The 18,368-nt window shown below is 71.2% G+C and carries 14 protein-coding genes; 5 read left to right on the top strand and 9 right to left on the bottom strand.

The features are described from left to right. The first annotated feature begins 83 nt into the window (after positions 1–83). Positions 84–1,295, top strand: a complete 1,212-nt coding sequence (locus AB0H82_RS01435; protein WP_362987510.1) for a pyridoxal-phosphate dependent enzyme — start codon at positions 84–86, stop codon at positions 1,293–1,295. Between the two features lie 24 nt (positions 1,296–1,319). Here AB0H82_RS01435 and AB0H82_RS01430 read toward each other — a convergent pair whose 3' ends face one another. The 7 genes from AB0H82_RS01430 to iolC form a co-directional block, all read right to left on the bottom strand. Next, positions 1,320–2,765, bottom strand: coding sequence for an APC family permease (locus AB0H82_RS01430; protein WP_362987508.1), 1,446 nt, complete (start codon positions 2,763–2,765; stop codon positions 1,320–1,322). A 400-nt stretch (positions 2,766–3,165) separates the two neighbouring features. Beyond that, positions 3,166–3,510, bottom strand: a complete 345-nt coding sequence (locus AB0H82_RS01425; protein WP_362987730.1) for a 5-carboxymethyl-2-hydroxymuconate delta isomerase — start codon at positions 3,508–3,510, stop codon at positions 3,166–3,168. A 68-nt stretch (positions 3,511–3,578) separates the two neighbouring features. Further along, complete coding sequence (gene mmsA / locus AB0H82_RS01420) at positions 3,579–5,090, bottom strand: CoA-acylating methylmalonate-semialdehyde dehydrogenase (RefSeq protein WP_362987506.1); 1,512 nt, start codon at positions 5,088–5,090, stop codon at positions 3,579–3,581. Positions 5,091–5,107: 17 nt separating this feature from the next. Then, a complete protein-coding gene (gene iolD / locus AB0H82_RS01415; protein WP_362987504.1) occupies positions 5,108–6,976 on the bottom strand; it encodes a 3D-(3,5/4)-trihydroxycyclohexane-1,2-dione acylhydrolase (decyclizing) in 1,869 nt (622 codons plus the stop codon). Next, the gene (iolB, locus tag AB0H82_RS01410; protein WP_362987502.1) at positions 6,973–7,785 is read right to left on the bottom strand and encodes a 5-deoxy-glucuronate isomerase; all 813 of its coding nucleotides are present in this window, start codon (positions 7,783–7,785) and stop codon (positions 6,973–6,975) included. Before iolB ends, iolD begins: the two co-directional genes overlap by 4 nt. A gap of 59 nt (positions 7,786–7,844) precedes the next feature. Continuing rightward, positions 7,845–8,747: a deoxyribose-phosphate aldolase gene (locus tag AB0H82_RS01405; RefSeq protein ID WP_362987500.1), complete on the bottom strand. Its 903-nt coding sequence runs from the start codon at positions 8,745–8,747 to the stop codon at positions 7,845–7,847. 79 nt (positions 8,748–8,826) lie between these two features. Further along, positions 8,827–9,777, bottom strand: a complete 951-nt coding sequence (iolC, locus tag AB0H82_RS01400) for a 5-dehydro-2-deoxygluconokinase (RefSeq protein ID WP_362987728.1) — start codon at positions 9,775–9,777, stop codon at positions 8,827–8,829. Between the two features lie 150 nt (positions 9,778–9,927). On the opposite strand from iolC, the gene AB0H82_RS01395 reads away from it, so the two are divergent. The 4 genes from AB0H82_RS01395 (at position 9,928) to AB0H82_RS01380 (ending at position 14,111) form a co-directional block, all read left to right on the top strand. After that, positions 9,928–10,827: a sugar phosphate isomerase/epimerase gene (locus AB0H82_RS01395; protein WP_362987498.1), complete on the top strand. Its 900-nt coding sequence runs from the start codon at positions 9,928–9,930 to the stop codon at positions 10,825–10,827. Positions 10,828–11,044: 217 nt separating this feature from the next. Further along, complete coding sequence (locus AB0H82_RS01390) at positions 11,045–11,242, top strand: MerR family transcriptional regulator (RefSeq protein WP_150168108.1); 198 nt, start codon at positions 11,045–11,047, stop codon at positions 11,240–11,242. Between the two features lie 160 nt (positions 11,243–11,402). Next, positions 11,403–11,723 carry a heavy-metal-associated domain-containing protein gene (locus AB0H82_RS01385; protein ID WP_362987495.1) on the top strand — a complete coding sequence of 107 codons (321 nt, stop codon included), beginning with the start codon at positions 11,403–11,405 and terminating at the stop codon, positions 11,721–11,723. A gap of 123 nt (positions 11,724–11,846) precedes the next feature. Continuing rightward, positions 11,847–14,111 carry a heavy metal translocating P-type ATPase gene (locus tag AB0H82_RS01380; RefSeq protein WP_362987493.1) on the top strand — a complete coding sequence of 755 codons (2,265 nt, stop codon included), beginning with the start codon at positions 11,847–11,849 and terminating at the stop codon, positions 14,109–14,111. Positions 14,112–14,524: 413 nt separating this feature from the next. On the opposite strand, the gene AB0H82_RS01375 is transcribed toward AB0H82_RS01380, so the two are convergent. Further along, the gene (locus AB0H82_RS01375; protein WP_190415400.1) at positions 14,525–15,823 is read right to left on the bottom strand and encodes a citrate synthase; all 1,299 of its coding nucleotides are present in this window, start codon (positions 15,821–15,823) and stop codon (positions 14,525–14,527) included. 197 nt (positions 15,824–16,020) lie between these two features. Continuing rightward, positions 16,021–18,273 carry an ATP-dependent RecD-like DNA helicase gene (locus AB0H82_RS01370; RefSeq protein ID WP_362987491.1) on the bottom strand — a complete coding sequence of 751 codons (2,253 nt, stop codon included), beginning with the start codon at positions 18,271–18,273 and terminating at the stop codon, positions 16,021–16,023. Between the last annotated feature and the right edge of the window lie 95 nt (positions 18,274–18,368).

Here is an 18,368-nt window from a genome sequence, read left to right as displayed (position 1 = left end):
CCGACATTGGCGGCAGCCACCGGTCTGAACCCCCCGGCCTCCCCGGGGAGTAGACTCCGCGCCCCGCGTACCACCATGGTGGTATGACATCCCTGGGCTCCGCCTCTCTCGCCACCGGCCAGCGTTCGCTGGGCGATCCGGCCGTCCGCTTCCCGCTGTGGCCGCCGCTCACGGCCGGGTGTCCGGTCACCAGTACGGACACCGTGTCGTATCCGGTCGAGGTCGACTACGCCTACGACCAGGTGCCCGCCGACCTCTTCACCGCCGCGCCCCGCCCCGCGCACGGTCACGACCGGTGGGCCCCGCTCCTGCCGCCGCTGCACGCGCCCGGGCTCGGTGAGGGCGGCACGCCCCTCGTGCCCTTCGGAGACGGCCTCTGGATCAAGGACGAGTCCCGCAATCCGACCTGGAGCCACAAGGACCGCATCAACCGCGTCACCGTGAGCGCGGCGGTCGGCGCGGGCGCGGAGGGCGTCGTCGTCGCCTCGTCCGGGAACCACGGGGCCTCGGCGGCGGCGTACGCGGCGCGGGCGGGGCTGCGCTGTGCCGTGCTCACCTCGGCGGACACGCCGCCCGCGGTCGACGCGTTCCTGCGGGCGTACGGCGCCGTGGTGCTGCCCGTGCCCGTGGACGCGCGGTGGCCGCTGCTGCGGCGGATCGTGGAGCGGTTCGGCTACCACCCCGTCAGCAACGTGACGCCCACGCACACCGGGCACGCGTTCGGACCCGAGGGGTACAAGACCCTCGCGTACGAGATCTACCTCGAACTCGGCGTACCGGGCGCGGTGTTCCTGCCCACCGGGTACGGCGAGCTCCTCTTCGGCGTCTGGAAGGGCTTCGCGGAGCTGGTCGCTCTCGGCGTGACCGACCGGGTGCCGCGCCTGTACTCCTGCGAGCCGGCGGTCGGCGGCCCGCTCGCCGCGGCGCTGCGGGACGGGGTGCCCGCGACGGCGGTGCCGGTCGGCGAGACGGCCGCGTACGCGATCAGTTCGTCGGTGGGCGGGTACCGCGGGGTCGTCGCCGTGCGGGAGAGCGGGGGCGCGGCGCTGCTCGTGACGGACGCGGAGATGGTGGCCGCGCGGGACGAGTTGGCGCGGGGCGGGCTGTGGCCGGAGCTGTCCGCCGCGGCGGGGCTCGCCGGGTACCGGCAGTTGGGTGCCACCGCCGTGGAGGGGCCCGTGGTGTGCGTCTCCACGTCCAGCGGGTTCAAGGACCGTGACCTGCTCGGCGGGTCGGCCTCCGTCGAGCTGGACCCGGCGGACTGGGCGGAGGTGGAGCGGCGCGTGGGCGGATGAGGTGCGCCGCGCAGCCGCTCCGGGTCAGCCCTGGCCGTCCTCCGGCACGCTCACCAGCCACCGCGTGTCGCGTCGCGGCCGCAGGTACAGCGCCCAGTACAGGGTGGCGGCCACCACGATCCCGCCGGTCCAGCCGAGGTACGCCATCTCCTGCCGGCTCAGTACGTACGCGAGCACCGCGATCAGCACCACCGGCACCGCGGGCCACAGCGGCATCCGCCAGGCCGCCGCATGGCCGTGCGTGCCGCGGCGGGCCAGCAGCGCGGCGACGGCGACCAGCAGGTACATGCCGGTCACGGAGACGCCGGTCACGCCGTACAGCGTGTCCAGGTTGACGAAGCAGAGGAGCGCGCCGGGGACGCCGACGAGCAGCGTGGCGATCCAGGGGGCGCCGGACGCGCCGAGCTTGGACAGGGCCTTGTTGACCGGGGAGGGCCAGGCCTTGTCGCGGGCCGATGCGAACAGGACGCGGGAGTTCTGGATGACCATGACGATGCCCGCGTTGATGATCGCGAGGGCGACGCAGAGGCTGACGAACGTGCCGACCGCCGAGTTGGACCAGGCGGCCACCATGGCGCTGATGTCGCCCTCGGTCAGCGCGGTGAGGCTCTCCGCGCCCATGGTGATGGCGATGACCGGCACCAGGATGATCACGGCGGAGATGGCGAGGGTGGCGAGGACGGTGCGCGCGACGTTGCGGCGGGGGTTCTCCATCTCCTCGGAGAGGTAGACGGCCGTGGAGAAGCCCTGCGTGACGAAGAGGGCGATGGCGAGCCCGGAGACGATGAGCATGGCGGTGACGGTGTCGACGCCGCCGGAGCCGCCCGAGCCGGAGCCGGAGGCCACCGTCAGGTCGACCAGGCTGCCCGGGCCGCGCTCGGCGTGGGCGAAGCCGAGGACGGCCACGACGCCCGCCGCGACGACTTCGAGGACCAGGAAGATGCCGGTGATCCACGCGTTGGCGCGCAGGTCGAGGAGGCCCGCGAGGGTCGCGCAGATCATGACGCCCGCGCCCGCGTAGGACGGGTCGAGGTGGACGACCGGGGCCAGGTAGTCGGCCGTGCCCATGGCGATGACGGGCGGCACGATCATCACGACGAGCAGGGACAGGACGAAGACGAGCCAGCCGGCGAGGCGGCCCGCCATCGTGGAGACCATCGCGTACTCGCCGCCCGCGCTGGGGATGAGGGTGCCCAGTTCGGAGTAGCAGAACGCGACGCCCACGCAGAGCAGCGAGCCGATCGCGATGGTGAGGGCGGTGGCGGTGCCGAGCGAGGAGAAGAGGTCGGGGACGACGACGAAGAGCGTGGAGGCGGGCGTCACGCACGACAGCGTGAGGAGGGTGCCGCCGACGACGCCGATGGAACGCTTGAGCTTCTGGGGATCGCCCGGGACGGCCACCGGCACCGGAGGGGCCACCGGAAGGGCTTCGGTGGTGGCGGACTGGGGCGGGCGAAGCGTATCGGTCATGGAGCGCGGTTCCGATCGACTCGTGCGGCAGGAGATGCGTGAGGGGTGCGGCGGGAGCCCTATCGCCTCCGAAACCTGGTTGAGCTGCGTCTTTCTGTGGCTCCCGGCGCGTCATCGAACCCCGGGGACAACCGGAACGTCAACGGTCACTTACCTACGGAATCCGCAGCACGGCCCCACTCCAAGTCGCCTCGCATTCCCAAGAGTTTGCCGAGGCGGGCCTCAATGAACATGCCGCCACCGAAGATGACCTTCATATTGCAGGCGTATGAACGCGGGGGCTTTAGCTGCCCGAATTGCACCCTGTGCACGGGAACCGCAAGCGGAGCGTCAAAAAAGAATCAGGGCCGTCCGGAATCCGGACGGCCCTGCTGTACGTACTGTCACCGAACGGCACCGGTCAGTGCATCGGATGGAGCCGGTAGGACGGATCGAGGTCACGGACCTCCGCCGAGTACGTCGCGCCCTCCACCCCCGACAGATGCTTGCCGAGCAGGGCGAGCACATCGTCGGAGAGCTCCGCCTTCACGGCGGGCCCGCGCCCCGGCAGCAGGCCCACGGTGACGTGCACGAAGGGCGCGTCGGGCCTGCCGTCCACGAAGGCCTCCGAGGAGCGGCAGAACGTCTTGCCGACCCCGACCGAGTCCACCCGCTCCACGACCAGGGGATGCAGCTCCGCCACGAGGGAGGGCAGATCCAGGACGCCGGACAGGGTGTCGGCGTAGTCGATGTCGATGTGCGGCATGCTCACGGCCTTTCATGCAGTGCACACGCATCGTAGAACCGCACCCCTGCCGCCCCTGCGGGCGGGCCTCAGTGGTTGCGCGGGAAGCCCAGGTCCACCCCGGCCGGCGCGTCCGACGGGTCCGGCCAGCGCGTGGTGACGACCTTGCCGCGCGTGTAGAAGTGCGTGCCGTCGTTGCCGTAGATGTGGTGGTCGCCGAAGAGCGAGTCCTTCCAGCCGCCGAAGGAGTGGTAGCCCACCGGCACCGGGATCGGCACGTTCACGCCGACCATGCCCGCCTCGATCTCCAGCTGGAAGCGGCGGGCCGCGCCGCCGTCCCGGGTGAAGATCGCGGTGCCGTTGCCGAACGGCGAGGCGTTCATGAGCGCCACGCCCTCGTCGTACGTGTCGACGCGCAGCACGCACAGGACCGGGCCGAAGATCTCGTCCTGGTAGGCCTTGGCGGTCGTCGGGACGCGGTCGAGCAGCGAGAGGCCGATCCAGTGGCCGTCCTCGTGGCCCTCGACCGTGTAGCCGGTGCCGTCGAGGACGACCTCGCAGCCCTCGGCCGCCGCTCCCGTGACGTACGAGGCGACCTTGTCGCGGTGGGCGGCGGTGATCAGCGGGCCCATCTCCGACGTCGGGTCGGTACCCGGGCCGATCTTGATCTTCTCGGCGCGCTCCTTGATCCTGGCGACCAGCTCGTCCCCGATCGAGCCGACCGCGACGACGGCGGAGATGGCCATGCAGCGCTCGCCCGCGGAGCCGTAGGCCGCGGAGACGGCGGCGTCGGCGGCCGCGTCCAGGTCGGCGTCCGGCAGGACCAGCATGTGGTTCTTGGCGCCGCCCAGGGCCTGCACGCGCTTGCCGTTGGCGGCGGCCGTGGCGTGGATGTGGCGGGCGATCGGGGTGGAGCCGACGAAGGAGACGGCCGCGACGTCCGGGTGCTCCAGGAGACGGTCCACCGCCACCTTGTCGCCGTGCACCACGTTGAAGACGCCGTCCGGCAGACCGGCCTCGCTCAGCAGCTCCGCGATCTTCATCGACGCGGACGGGTCCTTCTCGCTCGGCTTGAGCACGAACGTGTTGCCGCACGCGATGGCCAGCGGGAACATCCACATCGGGACCATGGCCGGGAAGTTGAAGGGCGTGATGCCCGCGACGACGCCCAGCGGCTGGCGGATCGACGCGACATCCACGCGGGACGCCACCTCCGTCGACAGCTCGCCCTTCAGCTGCACCGTGATGCCGCAGGCCAGGTCGACGATCTCCAGGCCGCGGGCGACCTCGCCGAGCGCGTCGGAGTGCACCTTGCCGTGCTCGGCGACGATCAGCTCGGCGATCGCGTCGCGGTTGGCGTCGAGCAGCGCGCGGAACTTGAAGAGGATCGCCGTGCGCTTGGCGAGCGAGGACGTGCCCCAGGTCGCGAAGGCCTCGCGGGCCGCGCCGACCGCCGCGTCCACCTCGTCGACCGAGGCGAACGCGACCCGCGTCGTGACGACGCCGGTCGCCGGATCGGTCACCGGGCCGTACGCACCCGACGCTCCCTCAGCCCTTTCGACGGGCTTTCCACCGATCCAGTGATTGACGGTCTTCGTCATGACAAGCATCCCTACTCTCACAGGTGGCGGCGCCGGGCTGCGACGTGCCGGTCGTACTCTTCCCTGGCCTTGACCGCGGACATCCGGGTCGCCGTCTCGGCCACGGGCACATCCCACCACGCCTGTGCCGGGGGCGGCCCCGACACTGTGTCTGCCGTTTCCGTCTCCACATAGACACATGTGGGACGGTCTGCACCGCGCGCCTCGCGCAGCGCCTCGCGCAGGTCACGGACGGTCCCGGCGCGCAGGACCCGCATGCCGAGCGAGGCCGCGTTGGCCGCGAGATCGACGGGCAGCGGGCCCTCGGTGTACGACCCGTCGGGCGCCCGGAAGCGGTACGCGGTGCCGAACCGCTCGCCGCCCACGGACTCCGAGAGCCCGCCGATGGAGGCGTAGCCGTGGTTCTGCAGGATGACGACCTTGATCGGCAGGTTCTCCTGGACGGCCGTGACGATCTCGGTCGGGTTCATCAGGTACGTGCCGTCGCCGACCAGCGCCCACACGGGCCGCTCCGGCGCGGCGAGCGCGACGCCGATGGCCGCGGGAATCTCGTATCCCATGCAGGAGTAGCCGTACTCGACGTGGTACTGCCGCGGCGACCGGGCCCGCCACAGCTTGTGCAGGTCGCCGGGGAGCGATCCGGCGGCATTGATGATCACGTCATCGTCCGTCACCAACGCGTCGAGCAGGCCGACGACCTGGACCTGGGTCGGGCGCGCGTCCGGCTCGTCCGCCTGGAACGCGGCGTCGACGCGCCGCTCCCAGCGCTCCTTGCCGTCCGTGTACTCGACGGCGTACGCGGGCTCGACGCGATGGCCGTCCAGCGCCTGGGTGAGCGCTTCGAGGCCGGCGCGGGCGTCGGCGATCAGGGTGTCGCCGGCCATCTTGTGGCCGTCGAAGGGGGCGATGTTGAGGTTGAGGAAGCGCACTCCGGGCGCCTCGAAGAGCGTGCCGGACGCGGTGGTGAAGTCGCTGTAGCGGGTGCCGACGCCGATCACCAGGTCGGCGGCGCGGGCGAGTTCGTCGGCGGTGGCCGTGCCGGTGTGCCCGATGCCGCCGACGTCCGAGGGGTGGTCGTGGCGCAGCGAGCCCTTGCCCGCCTGGGTGGAGGCGACGGGAATCCCGGTGGCGTCGGCGAAGTCCCGCAGGGCGTCCTCGGCGGCGCTGTGGTGGACGCCGCCGCCCGCGACGACCAGGGGGCGGCGGGCCGCGCGCACCACGGCCGCGGCGGTGGACAGTTCGCGCGGGTCCGGGGCCGGCCGCCGGACGGTCCAGGTCCGCTCGGCGAAGAACTCGTCCGGCCAGTCGTACGCCTCCGCCTGCACGTCCTGCGGCAGGGCGAGCGTGACGGCGCCGGTCTCCGCGGGGTCGGTGAGCACCCGCACCGCGGCGAGCGCGGCGGGGATCAGCGCCTCGGGGCGGGTCACGCGGTCGAAGTACCTCGACACGGGCCGCAGGCAGTCGTTGACCGACACGTCGCCCGCGTAGGGCACTTCGAGCTGCTGGAGGACGGGGTCGGCGGGCCGGGCCGCGAAGGTGTCGCCGGGCAGCAGGAGGACGGGCAGCCGGTTGACGGTGGCGAGCGCGGCGCCGGTGACGAGGTTGGTGGCGCCGGGGCCGATGGAGGTGGTGACGGCGTGGGTGGCGAGACGGCCGCACTGCCGGGCGTACCCCACGGCGGCGTGCACCATGGCCTGTTCGTTCCTGCCCTGGTGGAAGGGCATCTCCTCGGCGTGTTCGACGAGCGCCTGGCCGATGCCGGCCACGTTGCCGTGTCCGAAGATGCCCCAGGTCGCGCCGATCAGCCGCTGCCGCGTGCCGTCCCGCTCGGTGTACTGCCGGGACAGGAAGCGCACAAGGGCCTGGGCCGTGGTCAGCCTGGTCATCGGTATCCCTCCGTGTGGTCGGGGTGGAAGCAGATCCGCCACTCCCGCTCCTGGCCGGGCCCCGCCATCACGTTCAGGTAGTACATCGCGTGGCCCGGCTGGGCGATGGACGGGCCGTGCCAGCCGTCCGGCACCAGCACGGCGTCGCCGGTGCGGACCTCCGCGAGGACGTCGGTGCCGCCCTCCCTGGACGGGAAGACGCGCTGGTAGCCGAATCCGTCGCGGCCGTCCGGCGCCTCGATCTCGAAGTAGTAGATCTCCTCAAGCTCCGCCTCGACGCCGGGGCGGTGCTCGTCGTGCTTGTGCGGCGGGTACGAGGACCAGTTGCCGCCGGGCGTGATCACCTCGACGGCGATGAGCCGGTCGCAGTCGAAGGCGTCCGCGGAGGCGAAGTTGCGGACCTCGCGGGCGCAGCCGCCGCTGCCCCTCTGCTCGACGGGTACCTCCGGCGCGGAGCCGTAGCGGGCGGGGAGTCGACGCTCGCACTTCGCTCCTGCCAGGGCGAAGCGGCCTCCCGCGCCGGAGGCGATCTGGATCCGGGCGTCACGGGGCACGTAAGCGAAGTCGGAGACTCCGCTGAACACGCTCTCGCGGCCCAGCAGTTCGATGATCCCGTCTGCTGTCTGCACCGTACAGCCGCCGGTCAGCGGGAGCACGATCCATTCACTCTCCCCGGTGGCGAAGGAGTGCAGCCCGCCCGGTCCGAGCTCGACGACGCGCAGGTGGGAGTAGGTCCACCCGGCCCTTTTCGGATCGATGTCCAGGGCGTACGGACCGTCGGCCGCACTCCCTTTCGGTACGTACGTCATGTGGGCCTCCTCGGCCTCTCTGCCCAGCCTGCCTGCGCCGCCACGGCCTGTCTGCCCCGCTACAGCAGTCCTACGGCGGTGTCGACCGCCCCCGCCACATCGCCGTCGGGCGGATAGAGCAGCGCCCTGCCGACGACGAGTCCCTGCACGGTGGGCAGTTGCAGGGCGCCGCGCCACTTCTCGTACGCGGCGTCCGCGTCCCCGCCCTCTCCCCCGACGTCGCCGCCCAGCAGCACCGCGGGCAGCGTCGAGGTCTCCATGACGCGCGCCATGTCGTCGGGGTTCTCGGTGACGGGCACCTTCAGCCAGGTGTACGCGGAGGTGCCGCCGAGGCCGGAGGCGATGGCGATGGACCGCGTGACGGCCTCGGCGCCCAGGTCGTTGCGGGGCGGGCCCGTGCCGTCGCGCCCGCCCCGGCGGGTGAGGAACGGCTCGACGAAGACGGGCAGCCGGCGCTCGGCCATGGCGTCGACGACCCGGGCGGCGGAGTGCAGGGTCCGCAGCGACCCCGGATCGTCGTAGTCGACCCGCAGCAGCAGCTTGCCCGCGTCGAAGCCGAGCCGGTCGATGTCCTCGGCCCGGTACCCGGTGAACCGGTCGTCCAGCTCGAAGGCGGCGCCCGCGAGGCCGCCGCGGTTCATCGACCCCATGACGACCTTGCCGTCGAGGGCGCCGAGGAGCAGCAGGTCGTCCAGGACGTCGGCGCTGGCGAGGACGCCGTCGACGCCGGGCCGCGACAGTGCGAGGCAGAGCCGTTCGAGCAGGTCCGCGCGGTTGGCCATGGCGAAGGGCACGCCGCCCGCGCCGAGGGAGCCGCGGGCGGGGTGGTCGGCGGCGACGATCATCAGCCGCCCGGTCCGCCCGAGCAGCGGCCGCCGTCGCCGCCGGGCGGCGGCTTCGGCGATGGCTTCGGGGTGCAGGGCCCGTGTACGGGCAAGGGAGCCGATGTCTACAGTGCCCACAAGGACAGCCCCTCCGGCGATTGAGGAGCGGGGTCCGGGGCGGAGTCCCGTGAACGGTGCCTCCGGCGGGCGTACACATTCATCCGACGGCCCCCTCTTCCACTGCCAGGGCGACCTCGCCGGGAAACGGCATCGCGGAGGAGCACTCCAGGCGGGAGGCGACGATCGCCCCCGCCGCGTTGGCGTACCGCATGATCCGTTCGAGCTCCCAGCCCGCGAGCAGCCCGTGGCACAGCGCCCCGCCGAACGCGTCGCCGGCGCCGAGGCCGTTGAGGACCTTCACCGGGAGCGGCGGCACCTGCGCCGCCTCGCCCGCGCTGTTCATGGCGAGGACTCCGGCGGGGCCCTGCTTGACGACGGCAAGGTCGACCCCGGCGTCGAGCAACGCCCCTGCGGCGGCGAGCGGTTCGCGCTCCCCCGTGGCGATCTCCACCTCGTCGAGGTTGCCGACGGCGACGGTGGCGTGGGCGAGGGCGGCGGCGTAGTGCGGCCGCGCGTCGGCCGGATCGGCCCAGAACATCGGCCGCCAGTCCAGGTCGAAGACGGTGGTCCCGGACCGCGCGCGGTGGGCGAGCGCCGCCAGCGTCGCCGACCGGCTGGGCTCCGCGCACAGGCCCGTCCCGGTCATCCAGAAGATCCGTGCCGCGGCGATCGCGTCGAGGTCGAGCTCGGCCTCGTGGATCTCCAGGTCGGGCGCCTTCGGCAGCCGGTAGAAGTACAGCGGGAAGTCGTCCGGCGGGAAGATCTCGCAGAACGTCACCGGTGTCGGCAGGTCCGCGACCGGGCTCACCCAGCGGCCGTCGACGCCGAACTCCCGCAGGGCGCCGCGCAGATAGTCGCCGAAGGGGTCCTCGCCGGTGCGGGTGATGACGGCGGCGCGGCGTCCGAGGCGGGCCGCGGCCACCGCGACGTTGCTCGCCGAGCCGCCGAGGAACTTCCCGAACGCGGTCACCTCGGCGAGGGGCACCCCGGCTTGCAGGGGATACAGGTCCACCCCGATCCGCCCCATCGTGATGACGTCGTACGGAATGACGTCGTACGGATCGGTCACCCTGCACGCCCCTTCGTCGCGTCCGTGTGCCCCCAGGTCTAATCCCGCCCCAGCAACCCTGTCAACATTTTGTCCTTACATTCGGACTACTGCTTGACACTCTTCCGACACGGCCTGGAGTCTGGCCGAATGACGACGTTGTCCCGCATCCGGATCGGTTCGGCGCCCGACTCGTGGGGCGTCTGGTTTCCCGAGGACCCTCGGCAGGTCCCCTGGTGGCGCTTCCTCGACGAGGTCGCGGAGTCCGGGTACGAGTGGATCGAGCTCGGCCCGTACGGCTATCTGCCCACCGACCCGGCCGAACTGACCGCGGAGACGGCCCGCCGCGGCCTCAAGGTCTCCGCGGGCACGGTCTTCACCGGCCTGCACCACGGGCCCGCCGTCTGGGAGAAGACCTGGGCCCACGTCGCGGACAACGCCGCGCTCGCGCAGGCCATGGGCGCCGAGCACCTGGTGGTCATCCCCTCCTTCTGGCGCGACGACAAGACCGGCGAGGTCCTGGAGGACCGTGTCCTCACGCCCGCACAATGGCGCGAACTGACCACCCAGACCGAGCGGCTGGCCCACGAGGTCCGCGAGCGGTACGGCCTGCGCGTCGTGGTGCACCCGCACGCCGACACCCACATCGACAGCGAGGAGAACGTCACCCGTTTCCTCGACGCCACCGACCCGGACCTCGTCTCGCTCTGCCTGGACACCGGCCACTACGCCTACTGCGGCGGCGACAGCGTCAAGCTCATCGAGACGTACGGCGAACGCATCGGGTATCTGCACCTCAAGCAGGTCGACCCGGAGATCCTCGCGGAGGTGCGGGCCCAGGAGGTGCCGTTCGGGCCCGCGGTGGCGCGCGGCGTGATGTGCGAGCCGCCCGCCGGGGTGCCCGCCCTGGGGCCCGTACTCGGCGCGGCCCAGAAGCTGGGCGTGGAGCTGTTCGCCATCGTGGAGCAGGACATGTACCCGTGCGCCCCGGACAGGCCGCTGCCGGTCGCCCGCCGCACCCGCTCGTACCTGCGGTCGTGCGGCGCGTAGCAGCAGCCTCATTGCGTCTCTTCTGTCACAAACACTCCCGTCCTGTCACACATGTCTCACGTACGCGGGGCTTGCGTCACAGGCGGTCGACAGTCGCCCCCCTGTGGTCACCCTGTGTCGTTGCACGGGGCACAGGCTGAGTGATCGCCACGCGTCGCACCCAGTTCCCCCGTCGGCCTCTCCGGCCGCCCTGGGTGCGCGCAGGGAGGTGCCACCGATGACCGACCGCAGGCTCTGGTCGTACAAGGAGATCGCCGCGCACATCCGTGTGCAGCCCGACACCGTCCGCTCCTACCGCAAGCACGGTCTGCTGCCGGACCCCGACCACGTCGAGGGCGGCAAGCCCTACTGGTACGCGGACACCGTCCGGGCCTGGGTGGCCGCCCGGCCCGGCAACCGGGGCCGCAGAGGCTGACTTCACGGGGCCGCGTCCGCCGCCGCGGCCCCTCCTCGTTGAGTTATACCCCCTAGGGGTATAGTCTCGGAGTGTGGGGCGAGGAGGCCACCGGGGCTCCCGGGGCCCCCTCCAGCACGCTACGCCGCATACGTACACATCCCTCCCCGAGGAGAACGACATGAGCGCCCAGACCGAGCTCCCGCAGGCCGAGTCCGAGTCGACCGGTTCCTGCTGCTCCCCCAGCGGTTCCTGCCACTCCGACACCGCCGAGACGCCGCAGGGCGCCGTCACCACCGAGTACGAGGTGACGGGCATGACCTGCGGGCACTGCGAGGGCGCGGTGTCCGAGGAGATCTCGGCGATCGCGGGCGTCACCTCCGTCAAGGCCGTCGCCGCCACGGGCCGGGTCACCGTGGTCTCCGAGGCGCCGCTGGACGAGGCCGCCGTGCGCGCCGCCGTCGACGAGGCGGGTTACGAGCTCGTCGGCGCCAAGGCCTGAGGCCCGCGGCGCCCGCCGCGACGTCTGCCCGGCGGTCCGCCGGGTACCCCGGGCCCTGTGGTGTCGGCGCCGACACCGCAGGGCCCGCCGCCGTACCCCCACCCGGAAGCAGTACAAAGAGTCATGACCGAAGTCGAACTCGCCGTCGGCGGGATGACCTGCGCCTCCTGCTCGTCGCGCATCGAGAAGAAGCTGAACCGCATGGAGGGCGTGACCGCCACGGTCAACCTCGCCACGGAGAAGGCGAAGGTCTCGTACGACGAGGGCGAAGGGGTCGCGGTCGACCAGCTGATCGCCCTGGTCGAGAAGCTGGGCTACACGGCCGAGGAGATCGTGCCGCCCCCGCCCGAGCCCCTCTCACCCGCCGGAGACGGCACCCCGGCCCCCACCACCGCCGACATCACCGAGCCCGACACCCTGCGGCAGCGCCTGATCGTCTCCGCCGTCCTGTCGCTGCCCGTCGTCGTGCTCGCGATGGTCCCCGCCCTGCAGTTCGACTACTGGCAGTGGCTCTCGCTGACGCTGGCCGCGCCCGTCGTCGTCTGGGGCGGGCTGCCCTTCCACCGGGCGGCGTTCACCAACCTTCGGCACGGGGCCGCGACCATGGACACCCTCGTCTCCGTCGGCACGCTCGCCGCCTTCGGCTGGTCGCTGTGGGCGCTGTTCGTCGGGGACGCCGGGATGCCGGGGATGCGGCACGGCTTCGATCTCACGGCCTCGCCTGGCGACGGGGCCTCGACGATCTATCTCGAAGTCGCCGCGGGCGTCGTCACGTTCATCCTGCTCGGCCGCTGGCTGGAGGCCCGCTCCAAGCGGAAGGCGGGCTCGGCGCTGCGGGCCCTCCTCGAACTGGGCGCCAAGGACGTGGCGGTGCTGCGGGACGGCACGGAGAAGCGGGTGCCGGTCGGGCAGCTGGCCGTCGGGGACCACTTCGTCGTACGCCCTGGGGAGACCGTCGCCACCGACGGCACCGTCGTCGAGGGCGCGTCCGCGATCGACGCCTCCATGCTGACCGGCGAGTCCGTGCCGGTGGACGCCGTCCCGGGCGCCGTCGTGACCGGGGGCACCGTGAATGTCTCCGGGCGCGTCGTGGTGCGGGCGACGCGCGTCGGCTCGGACACCTCGCTCGCGCGGATGGCGCGGCTCGTCGAGGACGCGCAGACCGGCAAGGCCCAGGTGCAGCGGCTCGCCGACCGGATCGCCGGGATCTTCGTGCCGGCGGTGCTGCTCATCGCGATCGGCACGCTCGGCGGCTGGCTGGGCGCCACCGGCGACGCGACCGCCGCGTTCACCGCCGCCGTCGCCGTCCTGATCATCGCCTGCCCCTGCGCGCTCGGCCTCGCCACGCCGACGGCCCTGATGGTCGGCACCGGGCGCGGGGCCCAGCTCGGCATCCTCATCAAGGGCCCGGAGGTCCTGGAGTCCACCCGCCGCGTCGACACCGTCGTCCTCGACAAGACCGGCACGGTGACGACGGGCCGCATGGAGCTGACCGACGTGCACCTCGCCGGGGACACCCAGGAGCAGCTGCTGCTCCGGCTCGCGGGCGCCCTGGAGCACGCCTCGGAACACCCGGTCGCCCGTGCCGTCGCCGCGGGCGCCGCCGACCGCCTGGGGATCGCGGCCGGGGAGCTGCCGGCGCCGGAGCGGTTCGAGAACGTCGCCGGGTCCGGGGTGCGCGGCACGGTGGACGGGCACGAGGTGCTGGTCGGCCGGGAGCGGCTCCTCGTGGACGCGGGGGTGACGGGCCTGGAGGTGGTGGCCAAGCTGCGGGACGACGCGGAGGCCGCCGGGCGCACGGCGGTCCTGGTCGCCTGGGACGGCACCGCACGCGGGGTCCTCGCGGTCGCGGACGCCCTGAAGGAGACCAGCCCGGAAGCGGTGCGCGAGCTGCGTGCGCTCGGCCTCGTGCCGGTGCTGCTGACCGGCGACAACCAGGCCGTCGCCGACACGGTCGCCCGCGCGGTGGGCATCGCGCCGGACGACGTCCACGCGGAGGTCCTGCCGCAGGACAAGGTCGATGTCGTACGACGGCTGCAGGGCGAGGGTCGAGTCGTGGCGATGGTCGGGGACGGTGTGAACGACGCGGCCGCGCTCGCCACCGCCGATCTGGGCCTTGCGATGGGCACCGGCACGGACGCGGCCATCGAGGCGAGCGACCTGACATTGGTGCGCGGGGACTTGCGGGTCGCGGCCGACGCCATCAGGCTCTCCCGGAAGACCCTCGCCACCATCAAGGGCAACCTCTTCTGGGCCTTCGGCTACAACGTGGCCGCGCTGCCGCTCGCGGCGGCCGGTCTGCTCAATCCGATGATCGCGGGCGCCGCGATGGCGTTCTCCTCGGTCTTCGTGGTCACCAACAGTCTCCGTCTGAGGACGTTCACATAACCCCTTCACAAGGTCGTTTCAGCATCCTCACGCCACTCCCGAAATCCCCATATCGGGGCTCTTGCGCATGTACGGGACATATGCAAGAGACGCAGATCACAGTGATCCGAACGTAACCATTGAGGGGGGACGAGAGTCTAATGGGGCGATGCAGGAAGATGTCTTGGGGGACGTCTTCTGACATCAGGGGACATCTTGGGGGATGTTCCTGGAAATTGCGTTGCCGGGGCACGTGCACCGGGGAGCTTTGAGCGGCCCTCCCGTACGTACGCGTCCCGGCAGACCGCAGGGCAACCACAGACGCCCGGCCGGATCCCGTGGGGGGAATCCGCACCGGGAAAAAGGGAAGCGCCCCGACCGTCGACCCGTGGGGGGATCGGCGGCGGGGCGCTTTCCGCTTGTTCGCCCGGGGGTCAGCGACCCTCGACCGGGACGAAGTCGCGCAGGACCTCGCCCGTGTAGATCTGGCGCGGACGGCCGATGCGCGAACCCGGCTCCTTGATCATCTCGTGCCACTGGGCGATCCAGCCCGGCAGGCGGCCGAGGGCGAAGAGCACGGTGAACATCTCGGTCGGGAAGCCCATCGCGCGGTAGATGAGGCCCGTGTAGAAGTCCACGTTCGGGTAGAGCTTGCGCTCGACGAAGTAGTCGTCGGCCAGCGCGTGCTCTTCGAGCTTCAGCGCGATGTCGAGCAGCTCGTCGGACTTGCCGAGGGCCGAGAGGACGTCGTGCGCCGCCGCCTTGATGATCTTCGCCCGGGGGTCGAAGTTCTTGTAGACGCGGTGCCCGAAGCCCATGAGCTTCACGCCGTCTTCCTTGTTCTTCACCTTGCGGATGAAGGTGTCGACGTCGCCGCCGGAGGCCTGGATGCCTTCGAGCATCTCCAGGACCGACTGGTTGGCGCCACCGTGCAGCGGGCCCCACAGGGCCGAGATGCCGGCGGAGATCGAGGCGAACATGTTCGCCTGCGAGGAGCCGACCAGACGCACGGTGGAGGTCGAACAGTTCTGCTCGTGGTCCGCGTGCAGGATCAGGAGCTTGTCGAGCGCGTTGACCACGACCGGGTCGAGCTCGTACTCGGCGGCGGGCACCGAGAAGGTCATGCGCAGGAAGTTCTCGACGTAGCCCAGGTCGTTGCGCGGGTAGACGACCGGGTGGCCCTGCGACTTCTTGTACGCGTAGGCCGCGATCGTCGGAAGCTTGGCGAGCAGGCGGATCGTCGAGAGGTGGCGCTGCTTCTCGTCGAACGGGTTGTGGCTGTCCTGGTAGAACGTCGACAGCGCGCTGACCACGGACGACAGCATCGCCATCGGGTGGGCGTCACGCGGGAAGCCGTCGTAGAACCGCTTGACGTCCTCGTGCAGCAGGGTGTGCTGCGTGATCTCGTTCTTGAAGGTGGCCAGCTCGTCGACCTTCGGCAGCTCGCCGTTGATCAGGAGGTACGCCACCTCGGTGAAGGTGGAGCGCTCGGCCAGCTGCTCGATCGGGTAGCCGCGGTACCGGAGGATGCCCTGTTCACCGTCGAGATAGGTGATGGCGGATTTATAGGCGGCGGTGTTGCCGTAGCCGCTGTCCAGGGTCACCAGACCGGTCTGGGCGCGGAGCTTCCCGATGTCGAAGCCCTTGTCGCCGACGGTCGACTCGATCACCGGGTAGGTGTACTCGTCGTCGCCGTACCGCAGTACTACACCGTTGTTAGCGTTCTCGCTCACGTCATCCCTCACCGACGTTGTGCCTCTTCTTCGAGGTGCCCTGACTGTCTCTACCATCCCCCATTTGGCCCTGGAGAGTGCACTCGGGGTCGACCATTGGGCCTATTGGCGGCACTCAGTGCCGCCAACCTGCTCATCCTGCCCCCTTCGCCCCGGTTCCGGAAGTGCTGTGTGAGGTTTCCTACTCGTTTGATCGATCAAAATGTTCCAGGGCCTGCTCCGCGGCGTCCCTGAGGCCCCGAAAGCCTGAAATCCAGGGCCGTACAGCGCCTTCCCGCGGAGACCGTGCGCACTGCCTGTCCCAGAGCCTTGCGCGAACCGACCAGGACGACCAGCCTCTTGGCGCGTGTCACGGCGGTGTAGAGCAGATTCCGCTGCAGCATCATCCAGGCACCGGTGGTGACCGGGATCACCACGGCCGGATACTCACTGCCCTGGGAGCGGTGGATCGTCACGGCGTACGCGTGGGCGAGCTCGTCCAGTTCGTCGAAGTCGTACGGGACTTCCTCGTCCTCGTCGGTGCGGACGGTGAGCCGCTGCTCGTCGGTGTCGAGGGCGGTGACGACGCCCACCGTGCCGTTGAAGACGCCGTTCTGCCCCTTCTCGTAGTTGTTGCGGATCTGGGTGACCTTGTCGCCGACGCGGAAGACCCGGCCGCCGAACCGCTTCTCCGGCAGGTCGGGCCTGGCGGGGGTGATGGCCTGCTGGAGGAGGCCGTTCAGATTGCCCGCGCCGGCCGGGCCGCGGTGCATGGGGGCGAGCACCTGCACGTCGCGGCGCGGGTCGAGGCCGAACTTCTTCGGGATGCGGTGCGCGGCGACGTCCACCGTCACGCGGCCCGCGTCCTCGGTCTCTTCCTCGACGAAGAGGAAGAAGTCCTTCATGCCCTGGGTGATGGGCGGGACGCCGGAGTTGATGCGGTGGGCGTTGGTGACGACGCCCGACTCCTGGGCCTGCCGGAAGATGCGGGTGAGGCGGACGGCGGGGATCGGGCTGTCCTCACTGAGCAGGTCTCGCAGCACCTCGCCCGCGCCGACGCTCGGCAACTGGTCCACATCGCCCACGAAGAGCAGGTGGGCGCCGGGCGGCACGGCCTTCACCAGCTTGTTGGCGAGCAGCAGGTCGAGCATCGAGGCTTCGTCGACGACGACCAGATCGGCGTCGAGCGGCCGGTCCTTGTCGTACGCCGCGTCGCCGCCGGGCCGCAGTTCGAGCAGGCGGTGGACGGTGGAGGCCTCCGCGCCGGTGAGCTCGGCGAGGCGCTTGGCGGCGCGGCCCGTGGGGGCGGCGAGGACGACCTTGGCCTTCTTGGCGCGGGCCAGCTCGACGACGGAGCGGACCGTGAAGGACTTGCCGCAGCCGGGGCCGCCGGTCAGGACGGCGACCTTCTGGGTCAGTGCGAGCCGGACCGCCTCCTCCTGCTCGGGCGCGAGCTCGGCGCCGGTGCGGTCCGACAGCCAGGCGAGGGCCTTGTCCCAGGCGACGTCCCGGAAGGCGGGCATGCGGTCGTCCGCGGTCTTCAGGAGCCGCAACAGCTGTCCCGCGAGGGACAGTTCGGCACGGTGGAAGGGGACCAGATAGATGGCCACGATGTCGTCGCCCCCGTCCGGGTCGGGCAGGGACTCGCGGACGACGCCCTCCTCCTCCCCGGCCAGCTCGGCGAGGCAGTCGATGACGAGGCCCGTGTCGACCTGGAGCAGCTTCACCGCGTCCGAGATGAGGCGCTCCTCGGGCAGATAGCAGTTGCCCTGGTCGGTGGATTGCGAAAGGGCGTACTGCAGACCGGCCTTGACGCGCTCCGGGCTGTCGTGCGGGATGCCGACGGACTGGGCGATGCGGTCGGCGGTGAGGAAGCCGATGCCCCAGACGTCGGCGGCGAGGCGATAGGGCTCGTTCTTCACGACGGAGATCGACGCGTCGCCGTACTTCTTGTAGATGCGGACGGCGATGGAGGTGGAGACGCCGACGCCCTGGAGGAAGACCATGACCTCCTTGATGGCCTTCTGCTCCTCCCAGGCGGCGGCGATCATCTTCGTCCGCTTGGGCCCGAGCCCGGGGACTTCCACCAGCCGCTTCGGCTCGGTCTCGATGATGTCGAGGGTGTCCACGCCGAAGTGGGTGGTGATCCGGTCGGCCATCACGGGCCCGATGCCCTTGATGAGGCCGGAGCCGAGATAGCGGCGGATGCCCTGGACGGTGGCGGGCAGCACCGTCGTGTAGTTCTCCACCGTGAACTGCTTGCCGTACTGCGGGTGGGAGGCCCAGCGGCCGTGCATCCGCAGCGACTCGCCGACCTGTGCGCCGAGCAGCGCGCCGACGACGGTGAGCAGATCACCGGCGCCGCGGCCGGTGTCGACACGCGCGACCGTGTACCCGGTCTCCTCATTGGCGTACGTGATGCGCTCAAGGACTCCCTCAAGCACCGCCATCGCTGCAGCTGGACTCGACATGATCCGACGCTACCGCCCGGCACCGACAACGCGGCGGGCCTGTGGACAACTTCCGCACGCCGGGCGGGGCCTGTGGACAACTCCGGCCCTCGGGA

It is taken from the genome of Streptomyces sp. NPDC050732 (assembly GCF_040654255.1).
Taxonomy (GTDB): Bacteria; Actinomycetota; Actinomycetes; order Streptomycetales; family Streptomycetaceae; genus Streptomyces.
The sequence above is the reverse complement of the archived record's forward strand: the minus strand, read 5'-3'. Positions and strand labels throughout refer to the sequence as shown.